28 protein-coding genes are annotated in these 22,339 nt (G+C 63.5%); 22 read left to right on the forward strand and 6 right to left on the reverse strand.

Annotated features, from left to right (window positions below; all coding sequences use genetic code 11):
* Positions 1 to 4 precede the first annotated feature (4 nt).
* The 13 genes from urtD to ACVWVY_RS10545 all read left to right on the forward strand — a co-directional run bounded on the left by urtD (position 5) and on the right by ACVWVY_RS10545 (position 10,124).
* On the forward strand, positions 5 to 766 hold the full coding sequence (gene urtD / locus ACVWVY_RS10485; protein WP_456626306.1) for an urea ABC transporter ATP-binding protein UrtD: 762 nt from the start codon (positions 5 to 7) through the stop codon (positions 764 to 766).
* Positions 767 to 769: 3 nt separating this feature from the next.
* Positions 770 to 1,465: an urea ABC transporter ATP-binding subunit UrtE gene (gene urtE / locus ACVWVY_RS10490; RefSeq protein ID WP_456626307.1), complete on the forward strand. Its 696-nt coding sequence runs from the start codon at positions 770 to 772 to the stop codon at positions 1,463 to 1,465.
* Between the two features lie 32 nt (positions 1,466 to 1,497).
* Positions 1,498 to 2,334 carry an urease accessory protein UreD gene (locus ACVWVY_RS10495; RefSeq protein WP_456626308.1) on the forward strand — a complete coding sequence of 279 codons (837 nt, stop codon included), beginning with the start codon at positions 1,498 to 1,500 and terminating at the stop codon, positions 2,332 to 2,334.
* Positions 2,335 to 2,358: 24 nt separating this feature from the next.
* Positions 2,359 to 2,661 (forward strand): urease subunit gamma, encoded by a 303-nt coding sequence (locus tag ACVWVY_RS10500; protein ID WP_025588283.1) that lies wholly within the window; start codon positions 2,359 to 2,361, stop codon positions 2,659 to 2,661.
* Positions 2,662 to 2,670: 9 nt separating this feature from the next.
* Positions 2,671 to 2,976 carry an urease subunit beta gene (locus ACVWVY_RS10505; protein WP_456626309.1) on the forward strand — a complete coding sequence of 102 codons (306 nt, stop codon included), beginning with the start codon at positions 2,671 to 2,673 and terminating at the stop codon, positions 2,974 to 2,976.
* Positions 2,977 to 2,990: 14 nt separating this feature from the next.
* Positions 2,991 to 3,410, forward strand: a complete 420-nt coding sequence (locus ACVWVY_RS10510; protein ID WP_456626310.1) for a phosphohydrolase — start codon at positions 2,991 to 2,993, stop codon at positions 3,408 to 3,410.
* Entirely contained in the window at positions 3,407 to 5,122 is a 1,716-nt protein-coding gene (gene ureC, locus ACVWVY_RS10515) for an urease subunit alpha (protein WP_456626311.1), read from the forward strand. Before ACVWVY_RS10510 ends, ureC begins: the two co-directional genes overlap by 4 nt.
* A 46-nt stretch (positions 5,123 to 5,168) precedes the next feature.
* A complete protein-coding gene (locus tag ACVWVY_RS10520; RefSeq protein WP_456626312.1) occupies positions 5,169 to 5,468 on the forward strand; it encodes a putative quinol monooxygenase in 300 nt (99 codons plus the stop codon).
* Between the two features lie 27 nt (positions 5,469 to 5,495).
* Positions 5,496 to 5,795, forward strand: coding sequence for a putative quinol monooxygenase (locus tag ACVWVY_RS10525; protein ID WP_309179981.1), 300 nt, complete (start codon positions 5,496 to 5,498; stop codon positions 5,793 to 5,795).
* Positions 5,796 to 5,969: 174 nt separating this feature from the next.
* Positions 5,970 to 6,593, forward strand: coding sequence for an urease accessory protein UreE (locus tag ACVWVY_RS10530; RefSeq protein ID WP_456626313.1), 624 nt, complete (start codon positions 5,970 to 5,972; stop codon positions 6,591 to 6,593).
* A complete protein-coding gene (locus ACVWVY_RS10535; RefSeq protein WP_456632164.1) occupies positions 6,574 to 7,311 on the forward strand; it encodes an urease accessory protein UreF in 738 nt (245 codons plus the stop codon). Before ACVWVY_RS10530 ends, ACVWVY_RS10535 begins: the two co-directional genes overlap by 20 nt.
* 165 nt (positions 7,312 to 7,476) lie before the next feature.
* On the forward strand, positions 7,477 to 8,115 hold the full coding sequence (gene ureG / locus ACVWVY_RS10540; protein ID WP_456626314.1) for an urease accessory protein UreG: 639 nt from the start codon (positions 7,477 to 7,479) through the stop codon (positions 8,113 to 8,115).
* Positions 8,116 to 8,474: 359 nt separating this feature from the next.
* Positions 8,475 to 10,124 (forward strand): CHASE domain-containing protein, encoded by a 1,650-nt coding sequence (locus ACVWVY_RS10545; RefSeq protein WP_456626315.1) that lies wholly within the window; start codon positions 8,475 to 8,477, stop codon positions 10,122 to 10,124.
* 330 nt (positions 10,125 to 10,454) lie between these two features.
* Here ACVWVY_RS10545 and ACVWVY_RS10550 read toward each other — a convergent pair whose 3' ends face one another.
* Complete coding sequence (locus ACVWVY_RS10550; protein ID WP_025588266.1) at positions 10,455 to 11,003, reverse strand: sigma-70 family RNA polymerase sigma factor; 549 nt, start codon at positions 11,001 to 11,003, stop codon at positions 10,455 to 10,457.
* Positions 11,003 to 11,188 (reverse strand): NepR family anti-sigma factor, encoded by a 186-nt coding sequence (locus ACVWVY_RS10555; protein ID WP_456626316.1) that lies wholly within the window; start codon positions 11,186 to 11,188, stop codon positions 11,003 to 11,005. Before ACVWVY_RS10555 ends, ACVWVY_RS10550 begins: the two co-directional genes overlap by 1 nt.
* Before the next feature lie 305 nt (positions 11,189 to 11,493).
* On the opposite strand from ACVWVY_RS10555, the gene ACVWVY_RS10560 reads away from it, so the two are divergent.
* From ACVWVY_RS10560 to ACVWVY_RS10575, 4 genes are all read left to right on the forward strand, one after another.
* Complete coding sequence (locus tag ACVWVY_RS10560; protein WP_025588263.1) at positions 11,494 to 12,300, forward strand: PhyR family response regulator anti-anti-sigma factor; 807 nt, start codon at positions 11,494 to 11,496, stop codon at positions 12,298 to 12,300.
* 113 nt (positions 12,301 to 12,413) lie between these two features.
* Positions 12,414 to 13,412 (forward strand): DUF808 domain-containing protein, encoded by a 999-nt coding sequence (locus ACVWVY_RS10565; RefSeq protein WP_456626317.1) that lies wholly within the window; start codon positions 12,414 to 12,416, stop codon positions 13,410 to 13,412.
* 610 nt (positions 13,413 to 14,022) lie between these two features.
* A complete protein-coding gene (locus tag ACVWVY_RS10570; protein ID WP_456626318.1) occupies positions 14,023 to 15,297 on the forward strand; it encodes an MFS transporter in 1,275 nt (424 codons plus the stop codon).
* 251 nt (positions 15,298 to 15,548) lie between these two features.
* Positions 15,549 to 15,761 carry a PRC-barrel domain containing protein gene (locus tag ACVWVY_RS10575; RefSeq protein ID WP_456626319.1) on the forward strand — a complete coding sequence of 71 codons (213 nt, stop codon included), beginning with the start codon at positions 15,549 to 15,551 and terminating at the stop codon, positions 15,759 to 15,761.
* 77 nt (positions 15,762 to 15,838) lie between these two features.
* Here the strand turns inward: ACVWVY_RS10575 and ACVWVY_RS10580 are convergent, their stop codons facing one another.
* Positions 15,839 to 16,324, reverse strand: coding sequence for a peptidoglycan-binding domain-containing protein (locus ACVWVY_RS10580; protein WP_456626320.1), 486 nt, complete (start codon positions 16,322 to 16,324; stop codon positions 15,839 to 15,841).
* Between the two features lie 245 nt (positions 16,325 to 16,569).
* Between ACVWVY_RS10580 and ACVWVY_RS10585 the strand changes: the two genes are divergently transcribed.
* The 3 genes from ACVWVY_RS10585 to ACVWVY_RS10595 all read left to right on the forward strand — a co-directional run bounded on the left by ACVWVY_RS10585 (position 16,570) and on the right by ACVWVY_RS10595 (position 18,159).
* Positions 16,570 to 16,806 (forward strand): hypothetical protein, encoded by a 237-nt coding sequence (locus ACVWVY_RS10585; RefSeq protein WP_456626321.1) that lies wholly within the window; start codon positions 16,570 to 16,572, stop codon positions 16,804 to 16,806.
* A gap of 97 nt (positions 16,807 to 16,903) precedes the next feature.
* The gene (locus ACVWVY_RS10590) at positions 16,904 to 17,509 is read left to right on the forward strand and encodes a DsbA family protein (protein ID WP_456626322.1); all 606 of its coding nucleotides are present in this window, start codon (positions 16,904 to 16,906) and stop codon (positions 17,507 to 17,509) included.
* Positions 17,510 to 17,730: 221 nt separating this feature from the next.
* Positions 17,731 to 18,159 carry a hypothetical protein gene (locus ACVWVY_RS10595; protein ID WP_456626323.1) on the forward strand — a complete coding sequence of 143 codons (429 nt, stop codon included), beginning with the start codon at positions 17,731 to 17,733 and terminating at the stop codon, positions 18,157 to 18,159.
* Between the two features lie 198 nt (positions 18,160 to 18,357).
* Here ACVWVY_RS10595 and ACVWVY_RS10600 read toward each other — a convergent pair whose 3' ends face one another.
* The 3 genes from ACVWVY_RS10600 to ACVWVY_RS10610 all read right to left on the reverse strand — a co-directional run bounded on the left by ACVWVY_RS10600 (position 18,358) and on the right by ACVWVY_RS10610 (position 20,638).
* Positions 18,358 to 18,804 carry a hypothetical protein gene (locus tag ACVWVY_RS10600; RefSeq protein WP_456626324.1) on the reverse strand — a complete coding sequence of 149 codons (447 nt, stop codon included), beginning with the start codon at positions 18,802 to 18,804 and terminating at the stop codon, positions 18,358 to 18,360.
* 153 nt (positions 18,805 to 18,957) lie between these two features.
* A complete protein-coding gene (locus ACVWVY_RS10605; protein ID WP_456626325.1) occupies positions 18,958 to 19,329 on the reverse strand; it encodes a DUF883 family protein in 372 nt (123 codons plus the stop codon).
* Between the two features lie 76 nt (positions 19,330 to 19,405).
* Positions 19,406 to 20,638 (reverse strand): AI-2E family transporter, encoded by a 1,233-nt coding sequence (locus ACVWVY_RS10610; RefSeq protein WP_456626326.1) that lies wholly within the window; start codon positions 20,636 to 20,638, stop codon positions 19,406 to 19,408.
* Between the two features lie 217 nt (positions 20,639 to 20,855).
* On the opposite strand from ACVWVY_RS10610, the gene ACVWVY_RS10615 reads away from it, so the two are divergent.
* Entirely contained in the window at positions 20,856 to 21,626 is a 771-nt protein-coding gene (locus ACVWVY_RS10615) for a L,D-transpeptidase (RefSeq protein WP_456626327.1), read from the forward strand.
* 35 nt (positions 21,627 to 21,661) lie between these two features.
* Positions 21,662 to 22,309 carry a DUF2865 domain-containing protein gene (locus ACVWVY_RS10620; RefSeq protein ID WP_456626328.1) on the forward strand — a complete coding sequence of 216 codons (648 nt, stop codon included), beginning with the start codon at positions 21,662 to 21,664 and terminating at the stop codon, positions 22,307 to 22,309.
* Positions 22,310 to 22,339 lie beyond the last annotated feature (30 nt).

Here is a 22,339-nt window from a genome sequence, read left to right on the forward strand (position 1 = left end):
GCACATGAACGTCATGGACACCCGCAAGACGTCGGCCATCCTCTATCTCGATGGCGTGCACGTCTCCTTTGACGGCTTCCACGCCATCAACAATCTGTCACTGACGCTCGCGCCCGGCGAGATGCGCGCCATCATTGGCCCCAACGGTGCTGGCAAGACCACGATGATGGACATCATCACCGGCAAGACCAAGCCGGACGAGGGGACGGTGCTGTTCGACGGCGTCACCGATCTGACCCGCCTCGACGAGACCCGCATCGCCGAACTCGGCATCGGCAGAAAATTCCAGAAGCCGACGGTGTTTGAAAGCCAGACCGTGCAGGACAATCTCATGCTCGCGCTCAACGTCGATCATAGCGTCAAGGGCACGCTGTTCTGGCGCGGCAACAAAGCCGAATCCGAGCGCGTCGACAAGGTGCTCGAAACCATCCGCTTGACGGATGCGCGCCATCGACTTGCCGGAAGCCTGTCGCACGGCCAAAAACAATGGCTCGAGATCGGCATGCTGCTGGCGCAGGATCCGAAAGTCCTGCTCGTCGACGAACCCGTCGCCGGCATGACCGATGTCGAGACGCACCTGACGGCGGAGCTGCTCAAGCAGATCAACCGCAATCACACCATCATGGTGGTCGAGCACGACATGACTTTCGTGCGCGAGCTCGGCGTCAAGGTGACGTGCCTGCACGAAGGAACGGTACTGGCGGAAGGCACCATCGACCAGGTCTCGTCGAACGAGCGGGTCATCGAAGTGTATCTGGGGCGCTGATCCATGCTGACGGTCGACAACATCAGCCTCTACTACGGCGCGGCGCAGGCGCTGCGCGGCGTTTCGCTGTCCGCAGAACCTGGCAAGGTGACCTGCGTGCTCGGCCGCAACGGCGTCGGCAAGACCTCACTGCTCCGCGCGTTGGTCGGGCAGTACCCGATCTCTTCGGGAAGCATCACCTTCAACGGCGAAGACATCAATCCCCTGAAATCCTATGAGCGGGCCCGGCGCGGCATCGGCTTTGTCCCGCAGGGCCGCGAGATATTTCCGCTGCTGACGGTGGAAGAAAACCTCAAGACCGGTTTCGGCCCTTTGAAGCGCGACCAGCGCAACATTCCCGACGATGTGTTCTCGCTGTTTCCGGTGCTGAACACGATGCTGGGCCGGCGCGGCGGCGATCTCTCTGGTGGGCAACAACAACAATTGGCGATCGGCCGGGCGCTGGTGATGCGGCCGAAATTGCTGTTGCTGGACGAGCCGACCGAGGGCATCCAGCCCTCGATCATCAAGGACATCGGCCGCGCCATCACCTACCTGCGCAGCCTCGGCAACATGGCGATCGTGCTGGTCGAACAATATCTCGACTTTGCCTGCGAGCTCGGCGACAATTTCGCGGTCATGGACCGCGGCGCGGTGAAATATGCCTGCGACCGCAGCAATCTCGATCCCGCCGAGATCAGCCGCCAGATGGCGCTGTAAGGCCGTATCGGGCGCCAGCGTTTGGGGGACGGATGCGGACCGATAGCACGCGGGCGAGTTCGGCGACGTTCGCGGCCAACCGCGCCCAAGGCGCGGTGCGGTTTGGCGTACACCTTCAGGACGGCGTCACGCGCCGCGGCGACTTGCATGAATCCGGCTCGCTGCGCGTGCGCTTTCCTTCTCCCGAAGCAGACGGGTTGTCCGGCGTGTTCGTCAACACGGCCGGTGGAATTGCAGGCGGCGACCGTTTTGATATCGATATCGCGGCGGGCGAGGGGACGCGGCTGACGCTGACGACGGCGGCGGCCGAAAAGGTCTATCGCGCGCCGGGTGCGGCTGCCCAGCTCAGCATCGCCCTGAAGGCGGAAGCGGGCGCGCACCTCTCCTGGCTGCCGCAGGAGACCATCCTGTTCGACCGCGCGCGCATCATCAGGCGCATCGATATCGATCTGGCCGAAAGCGCGTCGCTTCTGCTCTGCGAAATCGTGGTGTTCGGCCGCGCGGCGATGGGCGAGAAGATGCTGCACGGCGAGCTCGTCGACCGCTGGCGCCTGCGCCGCGGCGGTCGCCTCGTGTTTGCGGAAACCGTCCGGCTCGATGGCGACATCGGCGAAAAACTGGCGCGGCCGGCGGTGGCCAAGGGCGGCGTCGCGATCGGCACCGCGCTGATCGTGCCGGGCGATGAGGCGCTGGTGGAGCGGATCCGCGAAGCGCAGGACGCGTTCGGCGGCGAGGTCGGTATCTCCTCGTGGAATGGATTTGCAATGGCGCGCTTCTGTGCCCAAGATGCGGCCCGGCTCCGCGCCGACATGATGGCCGTGCTTGGCCGCGCCTCCGGTGTGGCGCTGCCAAGGCTTTGGCTAAACTAGGTCTTCAATCACCCGAGTGCTCGCATGAATCTCTCTCCCCGCGAAAAGGACAAGCTCTTGATCTCGATGGCGGCCATGGTGGCGCGCCGCAGGCTGGAGCGCGGCGTCAAGCTCAACCACCCCGAGGCAATCGCCATCATCTCCGACTTCATCGTCGAGGGCGCGCGCGACGGCCGCACCGTCGCCGAGCTGATGCAATCAGGCGCGCAGGTCATCACCCGCGCACAGTGCATGGACGGCATCCCGGAGATGATCCACGACATCCAGGTCGAGGCGACATTTCCCGACGGCACAAAGCTTGTCACCGTGCACGAGCCGATCAGGTAGGAGCTTCAGATGATCCCCGGCGAACTCTTCATCAAGGACGGCGAGATCGAACTCAATGCCGGCCGCAAGACCGCGACGCTCACGGTCGCCAACACTGGTGACCGCCCGATCCAGGTCGGCTCGCACTACCACTTCTTCGAAACCAACCCCGCGCTGAAATTCGACCGCAGGAAAGCGCGCGGCATGCGGCTCGACATCGCCGCCGGCACGGCGGTGCGGTTCGAGCCGGGCCAGACTCGCGACGTGCAACTGGTGGCGCTCGCCGGCAAACGGGTCATCTACGGCTTCCGCGGCGACGTGCAGGGGAAACTGTGATCTTCGAAGGCGAAATGCTGACAGGAATATGTCTCGTTACCGAAGCTGCCGAGTTCGCCGCGCGCCGCCACACCGGCATGGCGCGCAAGGGGCGCGGCAACGAGCCCTATGTCAACCATCTCGCCGAGGTCGCGCACTTTCTCGCTGTCGCGACTGATGGCGCGGATGCCGAGCTCGTTGCGGCCGGCTGGCGCCGGAAAAAGCAGATCGAAGACGCCCCGCACAAATCGCCAGACGCAAAACTGGTCAAGATCGCTGACAAGATCAGCAATGTCAGTGCGCGCATCTTGCCGCATCCGAGCGAGACCGATCGCGACGAACTCGCCGACTACGTCGCTTGGGCGGAGAAAGTTGTCGCCGGATGCCGTGGTGTCAACGCGATGCTCGATAGGACCTTCGACACAACAGCCGAGCTTGCCAGGAGTACACTGTGAGCACGAAAATCAAACGTTCCGTCTATGCTGACATGTTCGGGCCGACCACCGGCGACAAGGTGCGGCTGGCCGACACCGATCTCATCATCGAGGTGGAAAAGGACTTCACCACCTATGGCGAGGAGGTGAAGTTCGGCGGCGGCAAGGTGATCCGCGACGGCATGGGGCAGTCGCAGGTCACCAACCGGCAGGGCGCGGCCGATACCGTCATCACCAATGCGCTGATCGTCGATCACTGGGGTATCGTGAAGGCCGACGTCGCGATCAAGGAAGGCATGATCGCGGCCATCGGCAAGGCCGGCAATCCCGACATCCAGCCCGGCGTGACCATCGTGATCGGTCCCGGAACCGACATCATCGCAGGCGAGGGGAAAATCCTCACCGCGGGCGGCTTCGACAGCCACATTCATTTCATCTGCCCGCAGCAGATCGAGCACGCGCTGATGTCTGGTGTGACCTCGATGCTCGGTGGCGGCACCGGGCCTTCGCATGGCACCTTTGCGACGACCTGTACGCCCGGCCCCTGGCACATGGGGCGGATGATCCAGTCGTTCGACGCCTTCCCGGTCAATCTCGGTATTTCCGGCAAGGGCAATGCGGCGCGCCCCGCGGCACTGGTCGAGATGATCAAGGGCGGCGCCTGCGCGCTGAAACTGCATGAGGACTGGGGCACCACGCCGGCCGCAATCGACAATTGTCTCAGCGTGGCCGACGATTACGACGTCCAGGTGATGCTGCATTCGGATACGCTGAATGAGTCAGGTTTTGTCGAGGACACGGTCAAGGCCTTCAAGGGCCGCACCATACATGCCTTCCACACCGAAGGCGCCGGTGGCGGTCATGCGCCAGACATTATCAAGATCGCCGGCCTGAAGAACGTGCTGCCGTCCTCGACCAACCCGACGCGGCCCTTCACGCGCAACACCATCGACGAGCATCTGGACATGCTGATGGTGTGTCACCATCTCGATCCCTCGATCGCCGAAGACCTCGCCTTCGCCGAAAGCCGCATCCGCAAGGAAACCATCGCGGCGGAAGATATCCTGCACGATCTCGGCGCGCTCTCGATGATGTCGTCGGACTCGCAGGCGATGGGCCGGCTCGGCGAAGTCGTCATCCGCACCTGGCAAACCGCCGACAAGATGAAAAAACAGCGCGGCGCGCTGCCCGAGGACAAGGGCAACGACAACGATAATTTCCGCGTCAAGCGCTACATCTCGAAATACACCATCAACCCGTCGATCGCGCACGGCGTATCGAAGCTGATCGGCTCGGTGGAGAAGGGCAAGCTTGCCGACCTCGTGCTGTGGTCACCGGCCTTCTTTGGCGTTAAACCCGATTGCATCATCAAGGGCGGATCGATCGTGGCGGCGCCGATGGGCGATCCCAACGCCTCCATTCCCACGCCGCAGCCCGTGCATTACCAGCCGATGTTCGCCGCATACGGCAAATCGCTGACGGCGTCTTCGGTGGTGTTCACCTCAAAGGCTGCGATTACCGGCGGCTTGGCGCGCAAGCTCGGCATCGAAAAGAAGCTCTACCCCGTGAAAAACACCCGCGGCGGCATCACCAAGAAGAGCATGATCCATAACGGCGCGACGCCGAAAATCGAGGTCGATTCCGAGACCTATGAGGTGCGCGCAGACGGCGAGCTTTTGACATGCGCGCCGGCCGAGGTCCTGCCCATGGCGCAGCGGTATTTCATGTTCTAAGGTCGATCCCGGAACCGTATCCAAGAACAAAATCCGGGAGGATCCAGTGATTTACGTCGTTGCCACGCTGACCGTGAAACCCGAAACGCGCGCCGAATTCATCGCGGCCGCCACTGCCTGCATCAAGGAAACCCGGAAAGAGCCGGGCAACATCGCCTACGACCTGCACGAAAGCGTCACCGATCCCACCAAAATGGTGTTCGTCGAGCAGTGGGAAAACATGGAAGCGCTGGGGCCGCATCGGACCGCCGAGCACATGAAGACCTTCGGCCGCGTTGCGGTCAAATGCATGACAGCGCCGCCGAAGATCGAATACATCACCCCCGCGAAGGTCGAAACCCGCTAACAAGAAAAGCCAACGGGAGAAAATCTCATGATCTATGTCATCGCCACCACGCCGATGAAGCCGGAAAACAAGGACGACTTCATCAAGGGACACAAGGCCTGTACCGCCGAAACGCTCAAGGAGAAGGGCTGCATCTCCTATGACGGCCATGTCAGCGTGAACAATCCCAATCTGTATGTGGTGGTGGAGCGCTGGGAGACCCGCGACGACCTCAACGCACATGGCCGTGCGCCGCACATGAAGGTGTGGCGGGAGTATTCCTCGCAGATGAAGACGGCGCCGACGGTGATCGAGATCATCAGCGACGGCAAGGTGGAGAAATTCTAGCATGCGTTGTTGCACCGTCGGTGGCTACATGGTTCGAGACGCGCGGCGTAGCCGCGCTCCTCACCATGAGGATCTCGGATCTCGTGAGACTGTCCGACCTCATCCTGAGGAGGCGCGAAGCGCCGTCTCGAAGGATGTTGCCCCGATGCTCCAACCCGCTCCAGGTATCCTCACATGATCCGGGCGACCAAAGTCCTCGGCCAGCATCGCTGGACGCAATCAGCCGCCGATACCGTCGTGCTCGATTTCGACGACCGGCACCGGCGGCGGATGGCGATGACGGGGACGCGCGGGCTGGAATTCCTGCTCGATCTGGAAAACGCTGTCGCGCTACGCGGCGGCGATGCGCTGGTGCTGGAGGACGGCAGGCTGATCGAGGTGGTCGCGGCCGCCGAGCCCTTGATCGAGATCAGGGGCGCCGATCCCCTGCATCTGGTTCGCATCGCCTGGCATCTCGGCAACCGCCATCTGCCGACCCAGATCATGCCAAAAGGCCTGCGCATCCGCAGGGATCACGTCATCGAGGCGATGGTGAAGGGTCTGGGCGCGCGCATCATCGAAATCGAGGCGCCGTTCGATCCCGAGGGCGGGGCGTACGCGCAGGCGTCGCATGATCATGCCGCGCATGATCATGGCCATCATCACCACGGTGATCACGATCACCACAGTGATCACGATCACCACAGTGATCACGATCACCACAGTGATCACGTTCACCACAGTGAACACGACCACGACGAACATTGCGACCACGATCATCACCACCACGATCACTCTCATGCTCATGACCACAAGTGAGCCGGTCCCGGCCGACGCGCAGGGCGAGATGAATGCCGAGGAGGCGGCGGCGCTCTACCGGTTGATGACCTGGCTGTCGCCGTCCTTTCCGGTCGGCGCATTTTCCTATTCCAGCGGCATTGAATGGGCGGTGGAGGCGGGCGACATCACGGACGCCGCATCGCTGCGCGACTGGCTGGCGGCGATGCTCGGCGAAGGCTCCGGCTTCTGCGACGCCGTGTTTCTGGCCCAGGCGCATCGCGCCGCATCCGCGCAGGATGAGGCCGGATTGCGCGAGATTGCCGAACTGGCGGCCGCCTTCGTGCCCTCGCGCGAGCGCCAGCTCGAGACCTCGACGCAGGGCCGCGCCTTCATCGAGATCGCACGCTCGGCCTGGGCCGGCGCCGGGCTCGACGAAATGGTGGCTGCTTGTGGCGGCTTGATCGTCTATCCCGTCGCGGTCGGCCTCGTCAGTGCGGCGCACGCCGTACCTCTGGCGCCGGCGATGCACGCCTTCCTGCATGCCGTGGTGTCGAACTGGATTTCCGCCGGCGCGCGGCTGGTCCCGCTCGGACAAACCGACAGCCAGCGCATCCTGGCAAGCCTCGAAGCCGATGTTGCCGCCACCGCGAAGCGCGCGCTGGAAGCTTCTTTCGACGATCTCGGCAGCGCAACCTTTCGCGCCGATCTCGCCAGCCTCCGTCACGAGACGCAATATACGAGGCTGTTCCGGTCATGAGTGCATCCTTCCTGTCGTCCCTGCGAACGCAGGGACCCATACCGCGTGATCTGTCAGTTAGGCAGAATGGCCGGCGCCGTTTGCAACCGCCGGGGCCGCGGCGTATGGGTCCCTGCGTTCGCAGGGACGACGAAAACAAGGACAACAATCGAGAGAGCATCGCACATGTCTAAATCTCACGGCCCGCTTCGGATCGGCGTCGGCGGTCCCGTCGGCTCCGGCAAGACCGCGCTGATGGACCTGCTCTGCAAGTCGATGCGGGAGCGCTACGACATCGCTGCGATCACCAACGATATCTACACCAAATGGGATGCGGAGTTTCTGGTGCGCTCGGGCTCGCTGACGCCCGATCGCATCGCCGGCGTCGAGACCGGCGGCTGCCCGCACACTGCGATCCGCGAGGACGCCTCGATGAATCTCGCGGCGGTCGCCGACATGCGCGCGAAATTTCCCGATCTCGACCTGGTGCTGATCGAGTCCGGCGGCGACAATCTCGCCGCGACGTTTTCGCCCGAACTCGCCGATCTCACGATCTATGTGATCGACGTCGCCGCCGGCGACAAGATACCCTCCAAAGGAGGGCCCGGCATCACCCGTTCGGATCTGCTGGTGATCAACAAGATCGACCTCGCGCCGCATGTCGGGGCGTCGCTCGAGAAGATGGAGCTTGATGCGAAACGGATGCGGGGCGAGCGGCCGTTCGTGATGACCAATCTGAAGAAGAGCGAGGGGCTCGATCGCATCATCGGCTTCATCGAGACCAAGGGCGGCCTGCGGCCGGCGGCGAAAGCCAAGACCGGGTAGGCGAGCTACACGGCCGAGCCGGGTGGGGCGAGCAAGCGACCGGAAAAGCGGTCAGGCCAGCGGCCGGGTAGGCCGGGCGTTAACACTAATATTCGGTCCGCCGCCGCAGCCCTCGGATTTGCTCATCCTCGCTGGAACCAAATCGGCACTGTCAGATTATCAATCTCTGGCCCCGCCAAACCAGCGTTAACGGTGGCCGTGTTGTTTACCTCGCTGCCAACCTGTCAGTTGCGTGCTGATGAGCGCTCCGTCATATTCGCCGCGGTTGGCCTTCGTACTATTGCCATGTGTCTCTGCCCCGGCAGACCCCAGGATGCTTCCAATACGTCTTCGCCAATACGTCATTCCCGAGTAAGCGAGTGGTTCGGCTGGGCTTCATTATCGGCTTCATCGCGCTGATCGGAGTTCTGCTCTCCGGTCTCGCGGCTTATCGCGTTCACGAACAGGAACTGGCGATCGACGGCATCGCGCTGTCCCGCGCCATCGACGTTCATGCCAGCCTGGTGCAGGACCGGCTGACCGAGCGCGAATTGCTCGCACGCGTTGCATCCGGATTGTTTCGGGCACCTTCGGTAGTGAAGGCCAACGTGCTGCAGCCGCTGCGCTCGGCGATCTATGCCTTCAAGACCGATTTTGTGATCGCGTCCTGGATCGCGCGGCTCAAGCCGGCCGATCTGGCCGCAGCGCAGGCGGAGCTGAAGAGCGCCGGCTTCACCAACCCGACGATCAGGGATTTCGACGACAAGCCGCTCGACATCAAGGCGATCGACAAGCCGCTCGACGTCCTGATGGACCTCGAACCGCGCAGCGCGGATACGCTGGGCTTTCCGGGCCGCGCCTATGACCGTCACTCGGCGATCGGGCCGATGCTGGTGAAGGCGGCGGAGACCGGCAAGCCTGTCGCGTCGGACCCGATCCCGCTGCTGCGGCAGAACGGGCCGATCGGCCTCGTGCTCGCGTCGCCCGTTCTGAAGGAAGGCACCTCCGAGCCCGCCGGCTTCGTCACCTTTTCCTACGAGCTGGCGCCGCTGATGCTGACCAACGACGACCGCTCGCTGTTTTCGGTGGTGCTGAAGGACCCCGATGACGTCAGCGACGAATATGTCTCCAACGACCAGGGCGTCATCTCGCTGCGGGCGGTCAAGCAGGGCGATCCGTTGCCGTCGGTGGTGCGGACGGTGACGTTCGGTGGCCGCGACTGGTCGCTGGGCTACTATGCCAAGAACAATGCCGTACAGCGCGCCCAGCAGACGGCGATCATCGTGGCGGCCATCGGCCTCGCGCTCACCGGCATCGTCTGCGGCCTGTTCGGCTATGTCGCCTACAACAACCTGCGGCTCAGCCGCGAGATTCAGGTCCGCATTGGTTTCGAGCGGCGGTTGACCGCCGTCATCGACGAACTCAACCACCGGGTCAAGAACATCCTCGCCGTGATCCAGTCGATCGTGACGCGCACGCTGCGCCACGGCTCCGACATGGATGTGTCGCGCGAGCTTCTGATCGGCCGCATCCATGCGATGTCGAACGTGGTGACGCTGCTCTCAGAAAGCCAGTGGCAGGGCGTCAAGCTCAGGGGGCTGTTCGAGTCGCGCGCGATTCCGCATGCCGACCGCATCGTGGTCAACGGTCCGGATATCGCCGTCAGCGCGCGCGCCGCGCAGTCGCTGTCGCTGTTGTTCTTCGAGCTCGCGTCGCATTCCGACGAGGGCCTGTCGCTGGTCGGCAAGCACCCGCACATCGTCGCCAACTGGGAAATCTCGGGCGAGGATCCGGACATGATCTTTCATTTCCGCTGGGAAGAGTTCAACACCAGCGCGGCGACGCGGCGGGAAGACTCGGATTTCGGCCTCATCCTGCTCGACCGCGTAGCACCCGAAGCGCTCGGCGGCACCGCGAAGCGCTTCTTTACCGACGTCAGCTACGTCTACGAACTCACCGCGCCGATGGTCACCGTCGTCGACATGACCGAGCGCGACAGGACGGAGCAGATTTCCGCACCGGTGCGGTAGGCGCGCGCAAATGATGCGACTGCGTTAACCGGATAAAGGGTGGGCACGCTTCGCTTTGCCCGCCCTGCACGTGCCCCACGTCATCGGAACATGTCCGTCCGCTTCGAATTAATCCATCAAACCAATGATGGAGGAGTTCCTCGTGGGACGTTATCTTTTGTTGTGGCTGCTCGGCGTGCCGATTCCTATTTTAGTCCTGATCTACGCCTTCGGCGGCCTGCACTGAGCGCCAACGATTGCCGGGCTACAAACTTCACGCCGGCGACGAATTCGACAACAAAAAAAAGGCGGCCCACGCGGGCCGCCTTTCGTGTCATTTCGATAGCGTCATCACCCGCCATTGCCGCCGATGACCGCGCGCACGGTCTCGTCGGGTCCGAAATCCTCAGCGCCATCGACATAGAGCAGCGCGGAGAGTTTCGAGCGCGCACGGTTGACACGGCTCTTGATGGTGCCGACCGCGCAGCCGCAGATGGCGGCGGCGTCCTCATAGGAAAAGCCGGAGGCGCCGACCAGGATCAACGCTTCGCGCTGGTCCTGCGGCAGCTTGTCGAGCGCTTGGCGAAACTCCTCGAACTCCAGATGCGCGTTTTGCGCTGGCTGGGTCTTCAGGGTTTTCGCGTAATTGCCCTCGGCGTCTTCCACCTCGCGCCGCCGTTTCCGGTAGTCGGAGCGGAACAGGTTGCGCAGGATGGTGAACAGCCACGCCGGCAGGTTCGAGCCGGGCTGGAACGAGTCGATGTTGGCAATCGCCCGCAGCAGCGTTTCCTGCACCAAATCGTCGGCGCGGTCACCATTGCCCGAGAGCGAGATCGCGAACGCGCGCAGGCTCGGTACCGACGCTAGAATGTCGTCGCGAAGGGAGTCGGTGAGAGGCATTACTCACCTCCTTCTTTTTTTGCGATTTCGGCAGCCGCCTCCGGCCCATCGAGCTTCCGGATCAGCTCCGCAAAGCGGTCCGGCACGCCTTGTCGGACCACGTCATCGTACATGGCGCGCAGCTGATGCCCGATCCTGGATTGAATCTCGGCGTTAAGCCCGCCCTGCTTCTTTACTTCCTTCATGGTCTGATCCACGCTTCCCCGAGAGTTAAGTCTCTGTGGTTTCAAGAGGTTACCTCGAAATTGGGCCTAAGCCGCCGCGGTATAGCTCGAAAAGCTAATGCGAATATCTGCGGAAGGTTCCGAAATCTGGGAACTTTTTTTGGAACTTTCTTGCGCCCCATGAGTAGTCGGGGTTGACAGGGGAACCAGGGTCCCCCCGCCGAAACTAAATAGACGCCTGACGCGGCGCTTCAAGGTTACGTCCGCCCGGCTGAGACCCTAAGTATATGGCCAAGGATACGGCCCAAGATAAGGATGAAATGGGGATGTCCCGATCACAGCTCGTTGCTGAACATCTGCCGCTATTGCGGCGCTATGCCCGTGCGCTGACCGGAAACCAGGCCTCGGGCGATGCCTATGTGGGTGCCATGCTGGAGGCCCTGCTGCAGGATGGCTCGCTGCTCGACGAACGGCATGGCCCGCGCGCAGGGCTGTTCAAGCTGTTCACCCAGATCTGGAATTCGGTCTCGCTCAACGACAATCCTGACGTCGCGACGCTGGCGCTGCCGCCGGAGCGCAGGCTGTCGAACATCACGCCGCTGCCGCGGCAGGCGTTCCTGCTGCTCTCGCTCGAAGGCTTCTCCGAGGAGGAGGTGGCGTTCATTCTCAACATCGACATCCCGGAGACCCGCGCGTTGACAGACGCCGCCGGCCGCGAGATGGCGGCAGAAATCGCCACCGACGTCCTGATCATCGAGGACGAGACCTTCATCGCGATGGACCTCGAGAGCCTCGTGAAGAACCTCGGCCACAACGTGATCGGCGTTGCCCGCACCCATGCCGATGCGGTGGCGCTGGCCAAGAACAAGAAGCCCGGCCTGATCCTCGCCGACATCCAGCTCGCCGACGGCTCGTCGGGCCTGGATGCGGTCAACGAGCTGTTGAAGGTGTTCGAGGTGCCGGTGGTGTTCATCACCGCATACCCCGAGCGCTTCCTGACCGGCGAACGCCCCGAGCCGGCGTTCCTGATCTCAAAACCGTTCCAGCCCGCGATGGTCTCGGCGGTTGCCAGCCAGGCGCTGTTCTTCCAGCGCAACTCGCGCAACCGCGCGCCGCGGGCGGCCGCGGGCTGACTGAAGCGTTGTAACCTGAATTAGGATTGATCCGGCGCGCCCACTGCGCGCCGGATTTTTGTTGGGACCAGCCCATTACGGTCCTCCTGTCTTGATGTGCGGAGCAAGGATCGATGAGTATCGGGCTGATCGGCCTTCTCGACGACATCGCTGCCATCGCCAAGGTGGCTGCAGCTTCGCTCGATGATGTGGCGAGCCAGGCTGCCAAGGCAGGCGCCAAGGCGGCAGGCGTCGTCATCGACGATACCGCCGTCACGCCCGGTTACGTGATCGGATTTGAGCCGAAGCGCGAGCTTCCCATGGTGGGCAAGATCGCGGCGGGATCGCTGCGCAACAAGCTCTTGATCCTGCTGCCCGCTGCCCTGGTGCTGAGCTACTTCCTTCCCTGGACGATCACGCCGCTGCTGATGCTGGGCGGTGCTTATCTTTGTTACGAAGGGGTGGAGAAGGCGCTTGAGGCCGTCATGCCCCATCATGCGCATCAGCATGAGGCCCAGCTCGGCACCGTGGCCTTGAACGCGCGGTCGGTCGAAGACGAGAAGGTCGCAAGCGCGATCAAGACCGATTTCATCCTCTCGGCCGAGATCATGGCGATCACGCTGGCAGCCCTTCCCGCAGGGAGCATCTGGAAGCAGGCGCTTGTGCTGGCGGTCGTGGCAATCGGAATCACCGTCGCCGTGTACGGTGTGGTGGCGCTGATCGTGAAGGCCGACGATGTCGGTATGGCGCTGGCACGGAGCGACGGCGCCTCGGCGATCGGCCGGGCAGTCGGCCGCGGCACTGTTCGTGGGATGCCCGTGCTTTTGAAATTCCTCAGCGTGGTCGGCACAGCCGCCATGATCTGGGTTGGCGGCGGCATCATCCTGCATGGCCTCGAAGTCTACGGTCCGCCGGCCATCGGCCACGTCGTCAAGTCCGCTGCCGAGGCCGTAGCCCACGCATTCCCGCCGCTTGCCGCGATCCTCGAGTGGACGGTCGAGGCGGCCATATCCGGCGTGATTGGCCTCCTGGTCGGCGCCGTATCTATACCGGTCGTCGGATTTGTCTTCGCGCCTGCATGGAAATCGCTGAAGCGCTTTCTGCCCCGCCGTCAGAGCACGTCCGCTCCGTGAAGGGCCGCCTGCTTTGCTCCACTGTGCGCTCTCGAGCATCTTGGTTCCGCTGCGCAAAGCCGGGCTCATAAACCTTCGTATAGCCGGCCCATCCGTTTCGATGTCGGCCGCTTACCTCGGTACAATTGAGCATGGCGTGCGCGGACCTTAACGTCGTCACGTCGAGGCAGGATGTACATGGTCGAATTGCCTGCGCATCGTCGATCTCTCCTCCCGGTCGGTCGTCGGCGCCGCCTGCCTCGTCACCTGAATCGCCCGCAATTTTTGTTCGCGCGCGACGCTCAGCGACCCCGCGAAATGATTTCTGATTGAGCGCGCCATGTGAACCAGTTCACCTTTGGATCGCGGCGCCGGCGGTATCATTATCTCTACTGATTCGTCGCCGATGCCCACGACTTCGCCGTCTGGACTGGCGATTGCCGGCGACACCGTGTTCGCGGCCAGGCACCTCCCCCTGGCTCGGGCCACCAGCCTTCAAAGCTGGTCGGACTTATCCGGCGCGCACCTGCGCGCCGGATTTTTTGTCCGGGATTGCTTGTTGAACTGCGCCCCACGCCCGCATAGGGTCGCTGCCGCAACAAGAAAACAACCGGAAACGTCCCTTTTAGCGATGCAGTCCGCCGAGCGGCCTTTGCCCTACCGCCGGGGCCTGATCATCGTCGCGACATTGGCTACCGCCTACGTCGCCAGCCATTTTTTCCGCGCCTCCAACGTCACCATCGGCCTCGATTTGATGCGCGATCTCGCCATCGGGCCGGAAGCCTTGGGCGCGCTGACCGGCGCGTTCTTCTTCGGTTTCGCGGCGATGCAGATTCCCTGCGGCTTCTTCTTCGATCGGTTCGGGCCGCGCTACACCGTGGTCGGCATGCTCGTCATCGCGAGCCTCGGCGGTGCCCTGTTCACGCTGGCGCCGAGCTGGCCGGTGCTGTTGACCGGCCGGGCACTGATGGGCGCCGGCTGCGGCGTGATGCTGATCGGCAGCATGGTGGTGATCTCGCGCTGGTTTCCGCCGGACCGCTTCTCGACGCTGACAGCCATGGTGTTGTCGATCGGCCTGCTCGGCAACCTCGCCGCCACCACGCCGCTCGCCTGGGCGTCGCAGGCGGTCGGCTGGCGGGCGGTGTTCGGCGCCGTCGTTATCTTCACCGCGCTGGCCACGATCGCGATCTGGCTGGTGGTGCGCGACGCGCCGCCCGGTCATCCCTTCCTCTCCCGCAAGGCAGAGCCATCAGGCGAGATGCTCAGGGGCATGCTTGAGGTGCTGCGCAATCCGCGCCTGAAGCCGATCCTGGCGCTGAACTTCTGCAACTACGCCTGCACTTTCACCGTGCAGGGCCTGTGGGGTGGCGCGTTCCTGCGCGAGGTGCATGGGCTTAGTCCGATCGCGGCCGGCAACGTCCTGCTCTGCGCCGTGATCGCCTACCAGGCCGGCATGCTCGCCTTCGGCCCGCTCGACCGCCGGCTCGACACCCGCAAGGGAATAGCGATCGGCGGCACGCTGGTGATCATTTTTCTGCTCGCGACCCTGGCGCTGTTCTCGCACCCGCCGCTATGGCTGCCGGTCGCCGTCATCATCGTCATGGGCTTCTTCTCTGCCTCCGGCACCATGGTGATGACGCACGGCCGCGGCATCTTCCCCGACCGGCTGATCGGCCGCGGCATCTCGACCATGAACACCGCAGTGATGCTCGGCGTCGCCTGCATGCAGACGCTGTCAGGCATCATCATCGGCGCGTTCGAGCCGGTGGCCAGCGGCGCGCGGGCGGAAGAAGCTTACCGCGCTCTGTTCGGCACGCTGACGCTGGTGCTGATCGTTGCGGTCGCGATCTACAGCCGGTCGCAGGACGTCAGGCCGAGCGAGGAAATGCGGGCGGCGGGGCGCTAGCACCGATCAGGCACGGTATCATTTCATCCGGATCCAACAGGCCGGAACAGGTACATTTCTCTCCGGAATCGTTGGGAAGATTCGCCCACAAAACGCCGCACGGCGAATGCGCAGTGGAGACGCAGTAATCATAACACCGAGTTCCGATAACATCATACGAACACACAAGCACCGCCTTGGGAACAAGCGGGAACTGGCTTTCGGTGCAACCATCGGTGACTGGCAGCCTAATCAACTCTCCGGAGGCTCCCATGCCAACTGTGAAAATTCGCGCGATCACGATTCTCGGCGAGTTTGAGCAAGCTCAGACAGAGCTTGTCGACAAGGCTGTGATCCTTACCGACGGTATATGCGGGACCGTGGACCGGGTATGGCTTGACGAATTGCACGGCTTGCGAATTTCGATCCGGGGTCACGATGGAAAGTGGCCTGTCTCGACAGTCAAGTTCTCGCAGAGAAGCTGAGTCCGTCAGGCGGTGGCCACCCGTCGATCCCCGTGCCGAAAACGCCGGCGGACTAACACGCCGCACAATCTGTTGGATCACCTGCGTCCGAACAGTCCGCCCACCACGCCGCCAATCAATCCACCTGGACCGCCACCACTGCGGTGATGGCCGCGACGGCGGGCCGGACGGTCGTCATCGGATTTGTCGCTGCTGCCAAGGCTGGCGTGCGCCGCTGAGACGGACTCAGTCAGTAGTGCCTGATGCTGCAGCGTGTCGAGGTAGCCGGTCTTGGGATAGCCGCGAGCCGCCTGCCATCGGGTGATCACGGCGCGGGTCGACTTGTCGAACCGTCCGTTGACCTTGGTGTCGAATCCGAGACGGGTCAGCCGGCGCTGCACGTCGCGACGCTTTCCCTTGTTTAGTCCTATCTGATCTTCGGTTTCCTGAGTTGCCTCGGGCACGGAAGTAGCCGGATCGGCGGAGGCCAGCAGGTCGCGGTCGGTCATGCTCGGACCGGCCTTGGCAACATTTGCACTGACGAGGATTCCAAGGACTGACAATGCGAGGATGAAGACGCGCAATGGCTTATCTTCCCTGATTTAAAGTCTCTCGATGCTTCGTCATGGAGCAACTGTTATCCGGATCACTTGTTCCTCATCGTGTGCCCAATGCACCGCAACGGGTGGGCGCCGGTTCGATGGCCTTTTCGGCCGCGGCGATCATAACAGGCTGGTGCGATAAGCCTGCTCTAATTCCCGGTTGCAGTGCACGATTGCCATTTCGCCCCAGCGGGAGGATGTTTCAGGACCGGCACAGGGAGAGCGGCATGAGCAAGGCAGGTCTCGACAATCGCAAGCAGGATGGTGAAATCGGTCACAAGCACGGCGCCACCCCCATCGGCACGTTGCGCAAGATTTACGGGCAAGGTTTTGCGGCCGGTTATCCCCCAACCGACAAGCTGAGCGATGTTTTGACTTACCTGAACGAGACGTCGCTGAGCCAGCTTCGCCGCGACTACAAGACCGGTCATCTCGATCACAAGATCACCAACGCCTTGCACTAAAGGCGGCCGCTACCAGTCGTGGCTGAAGGAGGTTGCTGGCATATCCTCGCAAGGCTAGCTTGATGGACATCAGCCTGCCTGGGGGAAGCCCGCGAACATGCCCGTCACAATCGACTACTACCTGTCGCTCACCTCGCCGTGGACGCATCTCGGCAGCGCGCGATTTGCCGAAATCGCCGAACGAAATGGCGCGACCGTCAACATCAAGCCCTGCAAGTTCGGGCCGATCTTCGAGCGGACCGGCGGACTGCCGCTGCCGAAGCGCTCACCGCAGCGGCGCGCCTACCGGATGATGGAGTTGAAGCGCTGGCGCGAGGTGCTGGGCATTCCCATCAATCTCGAGCCGAAGCATTTTCCCTGCGACGACGCCGCGGCGACCCGCCTGGTGATCGCCGCCAAGCTGCAAGGCAAGAATGCCCACCGGCTGTCGCTGGAGCTCTCCCGCGCGGTGTGGGAACGCGAGGAAACGCTCGATCCCGTAGCGATCTCGTTGGCCGCCCAGCGCGCGGGTCTCGACGCCGCGGAACTGCGGGCGGGCGGGCCTTCGGACGCCGAACTCGATGGGCTGCATGAGAAGTTTACAGAGGAGGCGCTGGCCGCAGGCGTCTTCGGTGCGCCGAGCTACGTGCTGCCTTCCGGCGAAATCTTCTGGGGCCAGGACCGGCTGGAACTTCTGGAACGCGCTTTGAAGAAGCCGGCTTAAAAAAAAGCAGGGTGCGACCGGCATCACCACGGTCGCACCCTACGTCGCCGGTCAATGGGGCAGGGGGAATAACCGGCTGCCGGGATGACTCCGGGCCCCGGGAGTCGTTCCAGGGTGCCGCAAATTTTTCGTACACGGTTAAGTGATCGAGAAACGCCGGACCTCCTTCGGCTCGATTCGGGTTGTGTCCAGGTCGCCATTGGGGCGCGGGACAGAACGTCATGTCACAGATTTTCAAGGTAGTTTTTGCCGCTCTCGCCGCCACTGCGACGTTTGGCGTCGTCCAGCTCGCGTCGGGCCATGACCTCATGGGCCGTTCGGAACTCGCCGCGACCGAGCCCGCGGGGGAGATCAACCGCACCGCCAAGGCCGACCGCGCGGCGCTCAAAGCAGCGCCAGGCCGGACCGAGACGATTACGATCCGCAACGTCGGCCTCGACGAGACCTCCGTGGTGGTGCGTGTTCCCGTCGTCCAGGCGCCCGTGGTCCAAGCGCCCGTGGTCCGAGCGCCCGGCGCCAGCGAGGAGGTCCGGAACCTTCCAGCGGTGCCGGCCAAGCCCGCATCGAAGATGACAGTGGCCTGCGAACCTCCGGTCAGCGTGTTGACCGAAGTCGCAAAACTGCTTCAGCCCGGCCGCTGCGTGACCTGATCGCGGCGCATGGTGTCCGCGAAGGTACCTGGATCCACAGGGTAGGCGAAGGCGCGATAGCGGACCTGCCCACTATCTATTATCGAGCGCGCTTGTTGAGGGTGGGCACGCTGCGCTTTGCCCACCCCACGCACGGCTGAAAATCTTCCGTCGTCCCTGCGTTCGCAGGGACGACGATGGAGCGGTTGTTGCGCTTCCCTACTCCGCCGGCGCTTCACCACTGTTCGCGTTGGCGCGACTTGCGAGAAATCCCAGCGCCAGTCCGCCGACCGCAAGGATCGGGATCAGCTTCTTGACGCCGATGGCGCGGACCACCTGGATGCCGGCGGCAACCAGCATCGGATCGGCCAGCACGGTCTGCGCGGTGGATTTTGCCATCCGCGCCGCCTGTTCGGCGCGCGCCTCCATCTGCTTCTTGCGCATCATGTAGCTGCCGGCCGCAATCAAGGTGACTACAAAGAAGATGGCGGCCCCGGTCAGGCAGGCCTGCACGGGACCATATTTCTCCAGCACGAACACGAAGGCCGCCGCACACAGAAAGGCGGTCGTGATCAGCAGCGCCATGGCCGCCGCGGCTGCGAGCGACGTCAGCCGCAGCGCGGCGCCGGTCGAATCCTTGAAATCATCGATCAATCGCTGAAACATGGCCAAACCTTTGATCCAAGAGCCTCGGTCCGAAAGCCTCGACCTGAAAACGCCGTCAACGAAACAAGCCACCATACACGGCGCCGCTGCGGCGGGCGCGCCGCCGCCACGCGTCATCGAAGTCGATCGGCGCCCAAACGGCCTGCGCCAAAACTACCTGCGCCACGTCACGCCGATCAGGAAGCCGATGCCGAGCGCAATGCCCACGGTTGCCAGCGGCCGCTCCGTAATGGCGTCTTCCAGCGTCTCCCCGATCGAGGACGCGGCGTCCTGGGCGGCATCCATCATGGCGCTGCTGCGTTCGGACATATCGTCGACCGCCTGCTCCGCATTGGCGCGCGCCTGCTTGTAGCCGCGGCGGGCCTGCTTGGTGGCGGTGCCGGCAAAACTGTTCAGCGCGTCGGTAATCTGGTCGGTCAGGGCTGCGATATCGTTTTTCACGGCGGTTACATCCTTTTCCAGGCGTTCATAGGTCGCTTTGTCCGTCAGATTTTTCGTTGCGGCTTCACCGTTGGTCATCGACATCGAAAGCTCCCCGGTGTTGAAATTCAGCTGCGGACCAAACGCTCCGTCGAAGCGGAAGTTCCCGATTCGAAACCGGTTAATCCCCCGGCAATTGCGGGGAATCGGGCGGCATCAAGTGCTCCTTTACGATCAGCGCAACGATCAGGAGCGGCGAGGACAGGAACGCGCCCATCGGGCCCCACAGCCAAGTCCAGAAGGCGAGCGCGATGAAAACGGCTAGCGCGTTCAGCGCCAGCCGGCGGCCGATGATCATCGGCGTGAGGAAGTGGCCTTCCAGGAAGGTCATGGCCGCAAACAGCGCCGGTGCGAGCAGTCCAGCGCCGATGGTCGGGAACGAGACGATCCCTACCACGACCAGCACGGCGAACATCGCCACTGGGCCGATGATCGGAATGAAATTCAGGATCGCGGCCAGCGCGCCCAGCCCGGCCGGGTTGGGCATGCCCGTGATCGCGCAGATCAGGCCAGTCACGACGCCGACGCCGACATTGATGGTGGTCACCATCAAGAGGTAGTTGCCGAGATGTTCCTCGATCTCGTTGAGGATCCGCAGCGTCCGCAGCCGCCACTCCCGCTCGCCGAAATTCATGATCAACGCGCGACGCAGCTCCCGCCAACTCGCGATGAACAGGATCAACGTTGCCGCGAACAGCAGGAATTCGGCAAAGGTCGGCGACAGGAATTCCAGTGTCGGCTGCACCCAGTCGAACTTGGGCAGATGCAGCGTCGAGAGCGTGTCGGGGCCGCCAAGCATGCTTTGCAGCTGCTGCCAGAGCGCGAGCGGCCGGTCGAACACGTGCAGCTTCTCCTTCAGCAGCCCCCCCAGTTCCGGGAGCTTGCCGCTCCATTCCACCGCAGGCGACGCGATCAGGCCGACCATGAAGACGGCCCCGGCGCCGGCGGCCACCACGATCAGCACGGCGGCGACGGCGCGCGGAATGCGATAGCGCTCCAGGAAACCGGCGGCCGGCGACAGCATGGTCCCGACAATGAAGGCCATCGTGATCGGCAGAAAGAACGCCTTGGCGAGATAGAGGCCGGCGATGATGCAGATGATCAGCAGGCCGACGAGTGCGATGGTCACCACTTCCGTGCGGCGGATGAGCGGCGGCATCTCGGTCTTGCTGTCGGGGACCGGCGTACCTTCGTTACCGTTGGGGGGCAGGCGTTCTCCGGGCAAAGGTTTTGCCGGCGGAAATTTGGAAGCCAAAGGTTTAGCGGCCGAGGGCTTGGCGGCCGAGGGCTTGGCGGCCGAAGGCTTCGCGGTCGAAGGCTTGCCTAGCGCAGGCTTGGTGGGAATGTCGCTCACAATGGTTTCCCCCGCCTGAGGCGGCGATCATAGGCAGACGCGACCTCGCGATCCGGACTGGCACCACAACGTGGCGCGGACACGCCGGTTCCAATCGCTGAGGTGTGAACGTTGTCGCGCTTGACGAGGTGCAACGGCGGGCGAACGGAACTGTCGACCCCCGGGCGCGTTTGTTGGTGCAGAGCATCCAATGATGCACATCCCACGGGGCAGTCCCATGACACAGTCGTTTTATCGCCGGCCTTCGTCGCGCGTAGCGGGGGCGCTTGTCTTCTTCGTCGCCGTCTTGTTGATGCTGGCGATGGTTTCGATCGCTGCGAACGCGCAGACGCTCGGCTACGCTTCGACCCAGCCGAATGGATATCCCGCCGATGAGGTGATCGCGTCCGACGAGGGCGCGACACCGGAGCGGCTTCGCCGCGCCATCGTTGCCTTTGGCACGACGGAGGCGCCGGGCACCATCATCATCGATACCGGCAACACCACGCTCTACTACGTGCTCGGACAGGGTCGTGCCGTCCGGTACGGCGTCGGCGTCGGCCGCGACGGCTTTACCTGGTCCGGCGTGCAGACCATCAGCCGAAAGGCGGAATGGCCGGATTGGCATCCACCGGCCGAGATGATCGCGCGCCAGCCCTATCTGCCGCGCTTCATGGCCGGCGGTCCCGGCAATCCGCTCGGCGCGCGAGCGATGTATCTCGGCACCAGCCAGTACCGCATTCACGGCACCAACGATCCCTCGACGATCGGAAAATTCGTCTCGTCGGGCTGCATCCGCCTGACCAATGAGGACGTCGCCGACCTGTTCAGCCGGGTCGATGTCGGCACCAGGGTCGTGGTGCTGCCGAAGAACGCGCCGGTCATGGCGCGCGGCGGGAATAGCAGGATCGGCATCACGGCTCGACCGGCCGGTGCCCATCCGCGCCCGGTCGCGACCACGCCCTCGGGCCGCCAGGCGATGAACCTGATAGCGCCACAACCCAACTGAACGGACGCGTCGTGTTGCGCGAGAGGAGAAGCTTGATGCGATCGAAACCGGTAGCATGGGGGGCAGCCGCATTGGTGTGCGCTTCGGCGCTGGCGCCTGCCGCGCAGGCGCAAGACTTTTTCTCGCAACTGTTCGGCGGCTTCGGCCGCCAGCGCCACCAGCCCTATATCCAGACGCCGTTCGGCAATGGCGACGGCCAAGTCTACACGCCGCGTGGTGAGGGGCGTAGCCGCTACAGCGGAGGCGGCGGAGGGGGCCAGGCGTACTGCGTGCGGACCTGCGATGGACGCTATTTCCCGGTCACGGCCTCAGACAATGCGAGCCGGGCGGCCTCCTGCAGCAAACTGTGCCCGGCGAGCGAGACCAAAGTGTTCAACGGCAGCAACATCGACAATGCGACCGCCGAAAACGGCAAGTCCTATTCGGACCTGCCGAACGCATTCAAGTACCGCAACGAGCTCGTCAGCGGCTGCACCTGCAACGGCAAGGATCAGGTCGGTCTGGCGCCGGTCAAGGTCGAGGACGATCCGACGCTGCGCAAGGGCGACATTGTCGCGGGCGAGAACGGCCTTGTGGTTGCAGGCCGCAGCTCCGACAAGCGCGGCGCCGAACTGAATTTCTCGCCCGCATCCGAGAAGGTCCGCGCCAAATACGGCCGCGTGCCCGTGGTGGCGAGGGAGTGAGATTGAAGTTGGTATTTCGTCATGGCCGGG

It is taken from the genome of Bradyrhizobium sp. URHC0002 (assembly GCF_054059515.1).

Bases quoted from the DNA above. Each gene is read 5' to 3' on its own strand.
- ACVWVY_RS10600 (WP_456626324.1), bottom strand. From the start codon at position 18,804: ATGTTTCAGCGATTGATCGATGATTTCAAGGATTCGACCGGCGCCGCG.
- ureG (WP_456626314.1), top strand. From the start codon at position 7,477: ATGTCTAAATCTCACGGCCCGCTTCGGATCGGCGTCGGCGGTCCCGTC.
- ACVWVY_RS10570 (WP_456626318.1), top strand. From the start codon at position 14,023: ATGCAGTCCGCCGAGCGGCCTTTGCCCTACCGCCGGGGCCTGATCATC.
- ACVWVY_RS10510 (WP_456626310.1), top strand. From the start codon at position 2,991: ATGCTGACAGGAATATGTCTCGTTACCGAAGCTGCCGAGTTCGCCGCG.
- ACVWVY_RS10500 (WP_025588283.1), top strand. From the start codon at position 2,359: ATGAATCTCTCTCCCCGCGAAAAGGACAAGCTCTTGATCTCGATGGCG.
- ACVWVY_RS10555 (WP_456626316.1), bottom strand. From the start codon at position 11,188: ATGAAGGAAGTAAAGAAGCAGGGCGGGCTTAACGCCGAGATTCAATCC.
- ACVWVY_RS10595 (WP_456626323.1), top strand. From the start codon at position 17,731: ATGTCACAGATTTTCAAGGTAGTTTTTGCCGCTCTCGCCGCCACTGCG.
- ACVWVY_RS10535 (WP_456632164.1), top strand. From the start codon at position 6,574: ATGCTCATGACCACAAGTGAGCCGGTCCCGGCCGACGCGCAGGGCGAG.
- ACVWVY_RS10605 (WP_456626325.1), bottom strand. From the start codon at position 19,329: ATGTCGATGACCAACGGTGAAGCCGCAACGAAAAATCTGACGGACAAA.
- ACVWVY_RS10620 (WP_456626328.1), top strand. From the start codon at position 21,662: ATGCGATCGAAACCGGTAGCATGGGGGGCAGCCGCATTGGTGTGCGCT.
- ACVWVY_RS10530 (WP_456626313.1), top strand. From the start codon at position 5,970: ATGATCCGGGCGACCAAAGTCCTCGGCCAGCATCGCTGGACGCAATCA.
- ACVWVY_RS10505 (WP_456626309.1), top strand. From the start codon at position 2,671: ATGATCCCCGGCGAACTCTTCATCAAGGACGGCGAGATCGAACTCAAT.
- ACVWVY_RS10560 (WP_025588263.1), top strand. From the start codon at position 11,494: ATGTCCCGATCACAGCTCGTTGCTGAACATCTGCCGCTATTGCGGCGC.
- ACVWVY_RS10495 (WP_456626308.1), top strand. From the start codon at position 1,498: ATGCGGACCGATAGCACGCGGGCGAGTTCGGCGACGTTCGCGGCCAAC.
- urtE (WP_456626307.1), top strand. From the start codon at position 770: ATGCTGACGGTCGACAACATCAGCCTCTACTACGGCGCGGCGCAGGCG.
- ACVWVY_RS10585 (WP_456626321.1), top strand. From the start codon at position 16,570: ATGAGCAAGGCAGGTCTCGACAATCGCAAGCAGGATGGTGAAATCGGT.
- urtD (WP_456626306.1), top strand. From the start codon at position 5: ATGAACGTCATGGACACCCGCAAGACGTCGGCCATCCTCTATCTCGAT.
- ACVWVY_RS10575 (WP_456626319.1), top strand. From the start codon at position 15,549: ATGCCAACTGTGAAAATTCGCGCGATCACGATTCTCGGCGAGTTTGAG.
- ACVWVY_RS10615 (WP_456626327.1), top strand. From the start codon at position 20,856: ATGACACAGTCGTTTTATCGCCGGCCTTCGTCGCGCGTAGCGGGGGCG.
- ACVWVY_RS10550 (WP_025588266.1), bottom strand. From the start codon at position 11,003: ATGCCTCTCACCGACTCCCTTCGCGACGACATTCTAGCGTCGGTACCG.
- ACVWVY_RS10565 (WP_456626317.1), top strand. From the start codon at position 12,414: ATGAGTATCGGGCTGATCGGCCTTCTCGACGACATCGCTGCCATCGCC.
- ACVWVY_RS10590 (WP_456626322.1), top strand. From the start codon at position 16,904: ATGCCCGTCACAATCGACTACTACCTGTCGCTCACCTCGCCGTGGACG.
- ACVWVY_RS10525 (WP_309179981.1), top strand. From the start codon at position 5,496: ATGATCTATGTCATCGCCACCACGCCGATGAAGCCGGAAAACAAGGAC.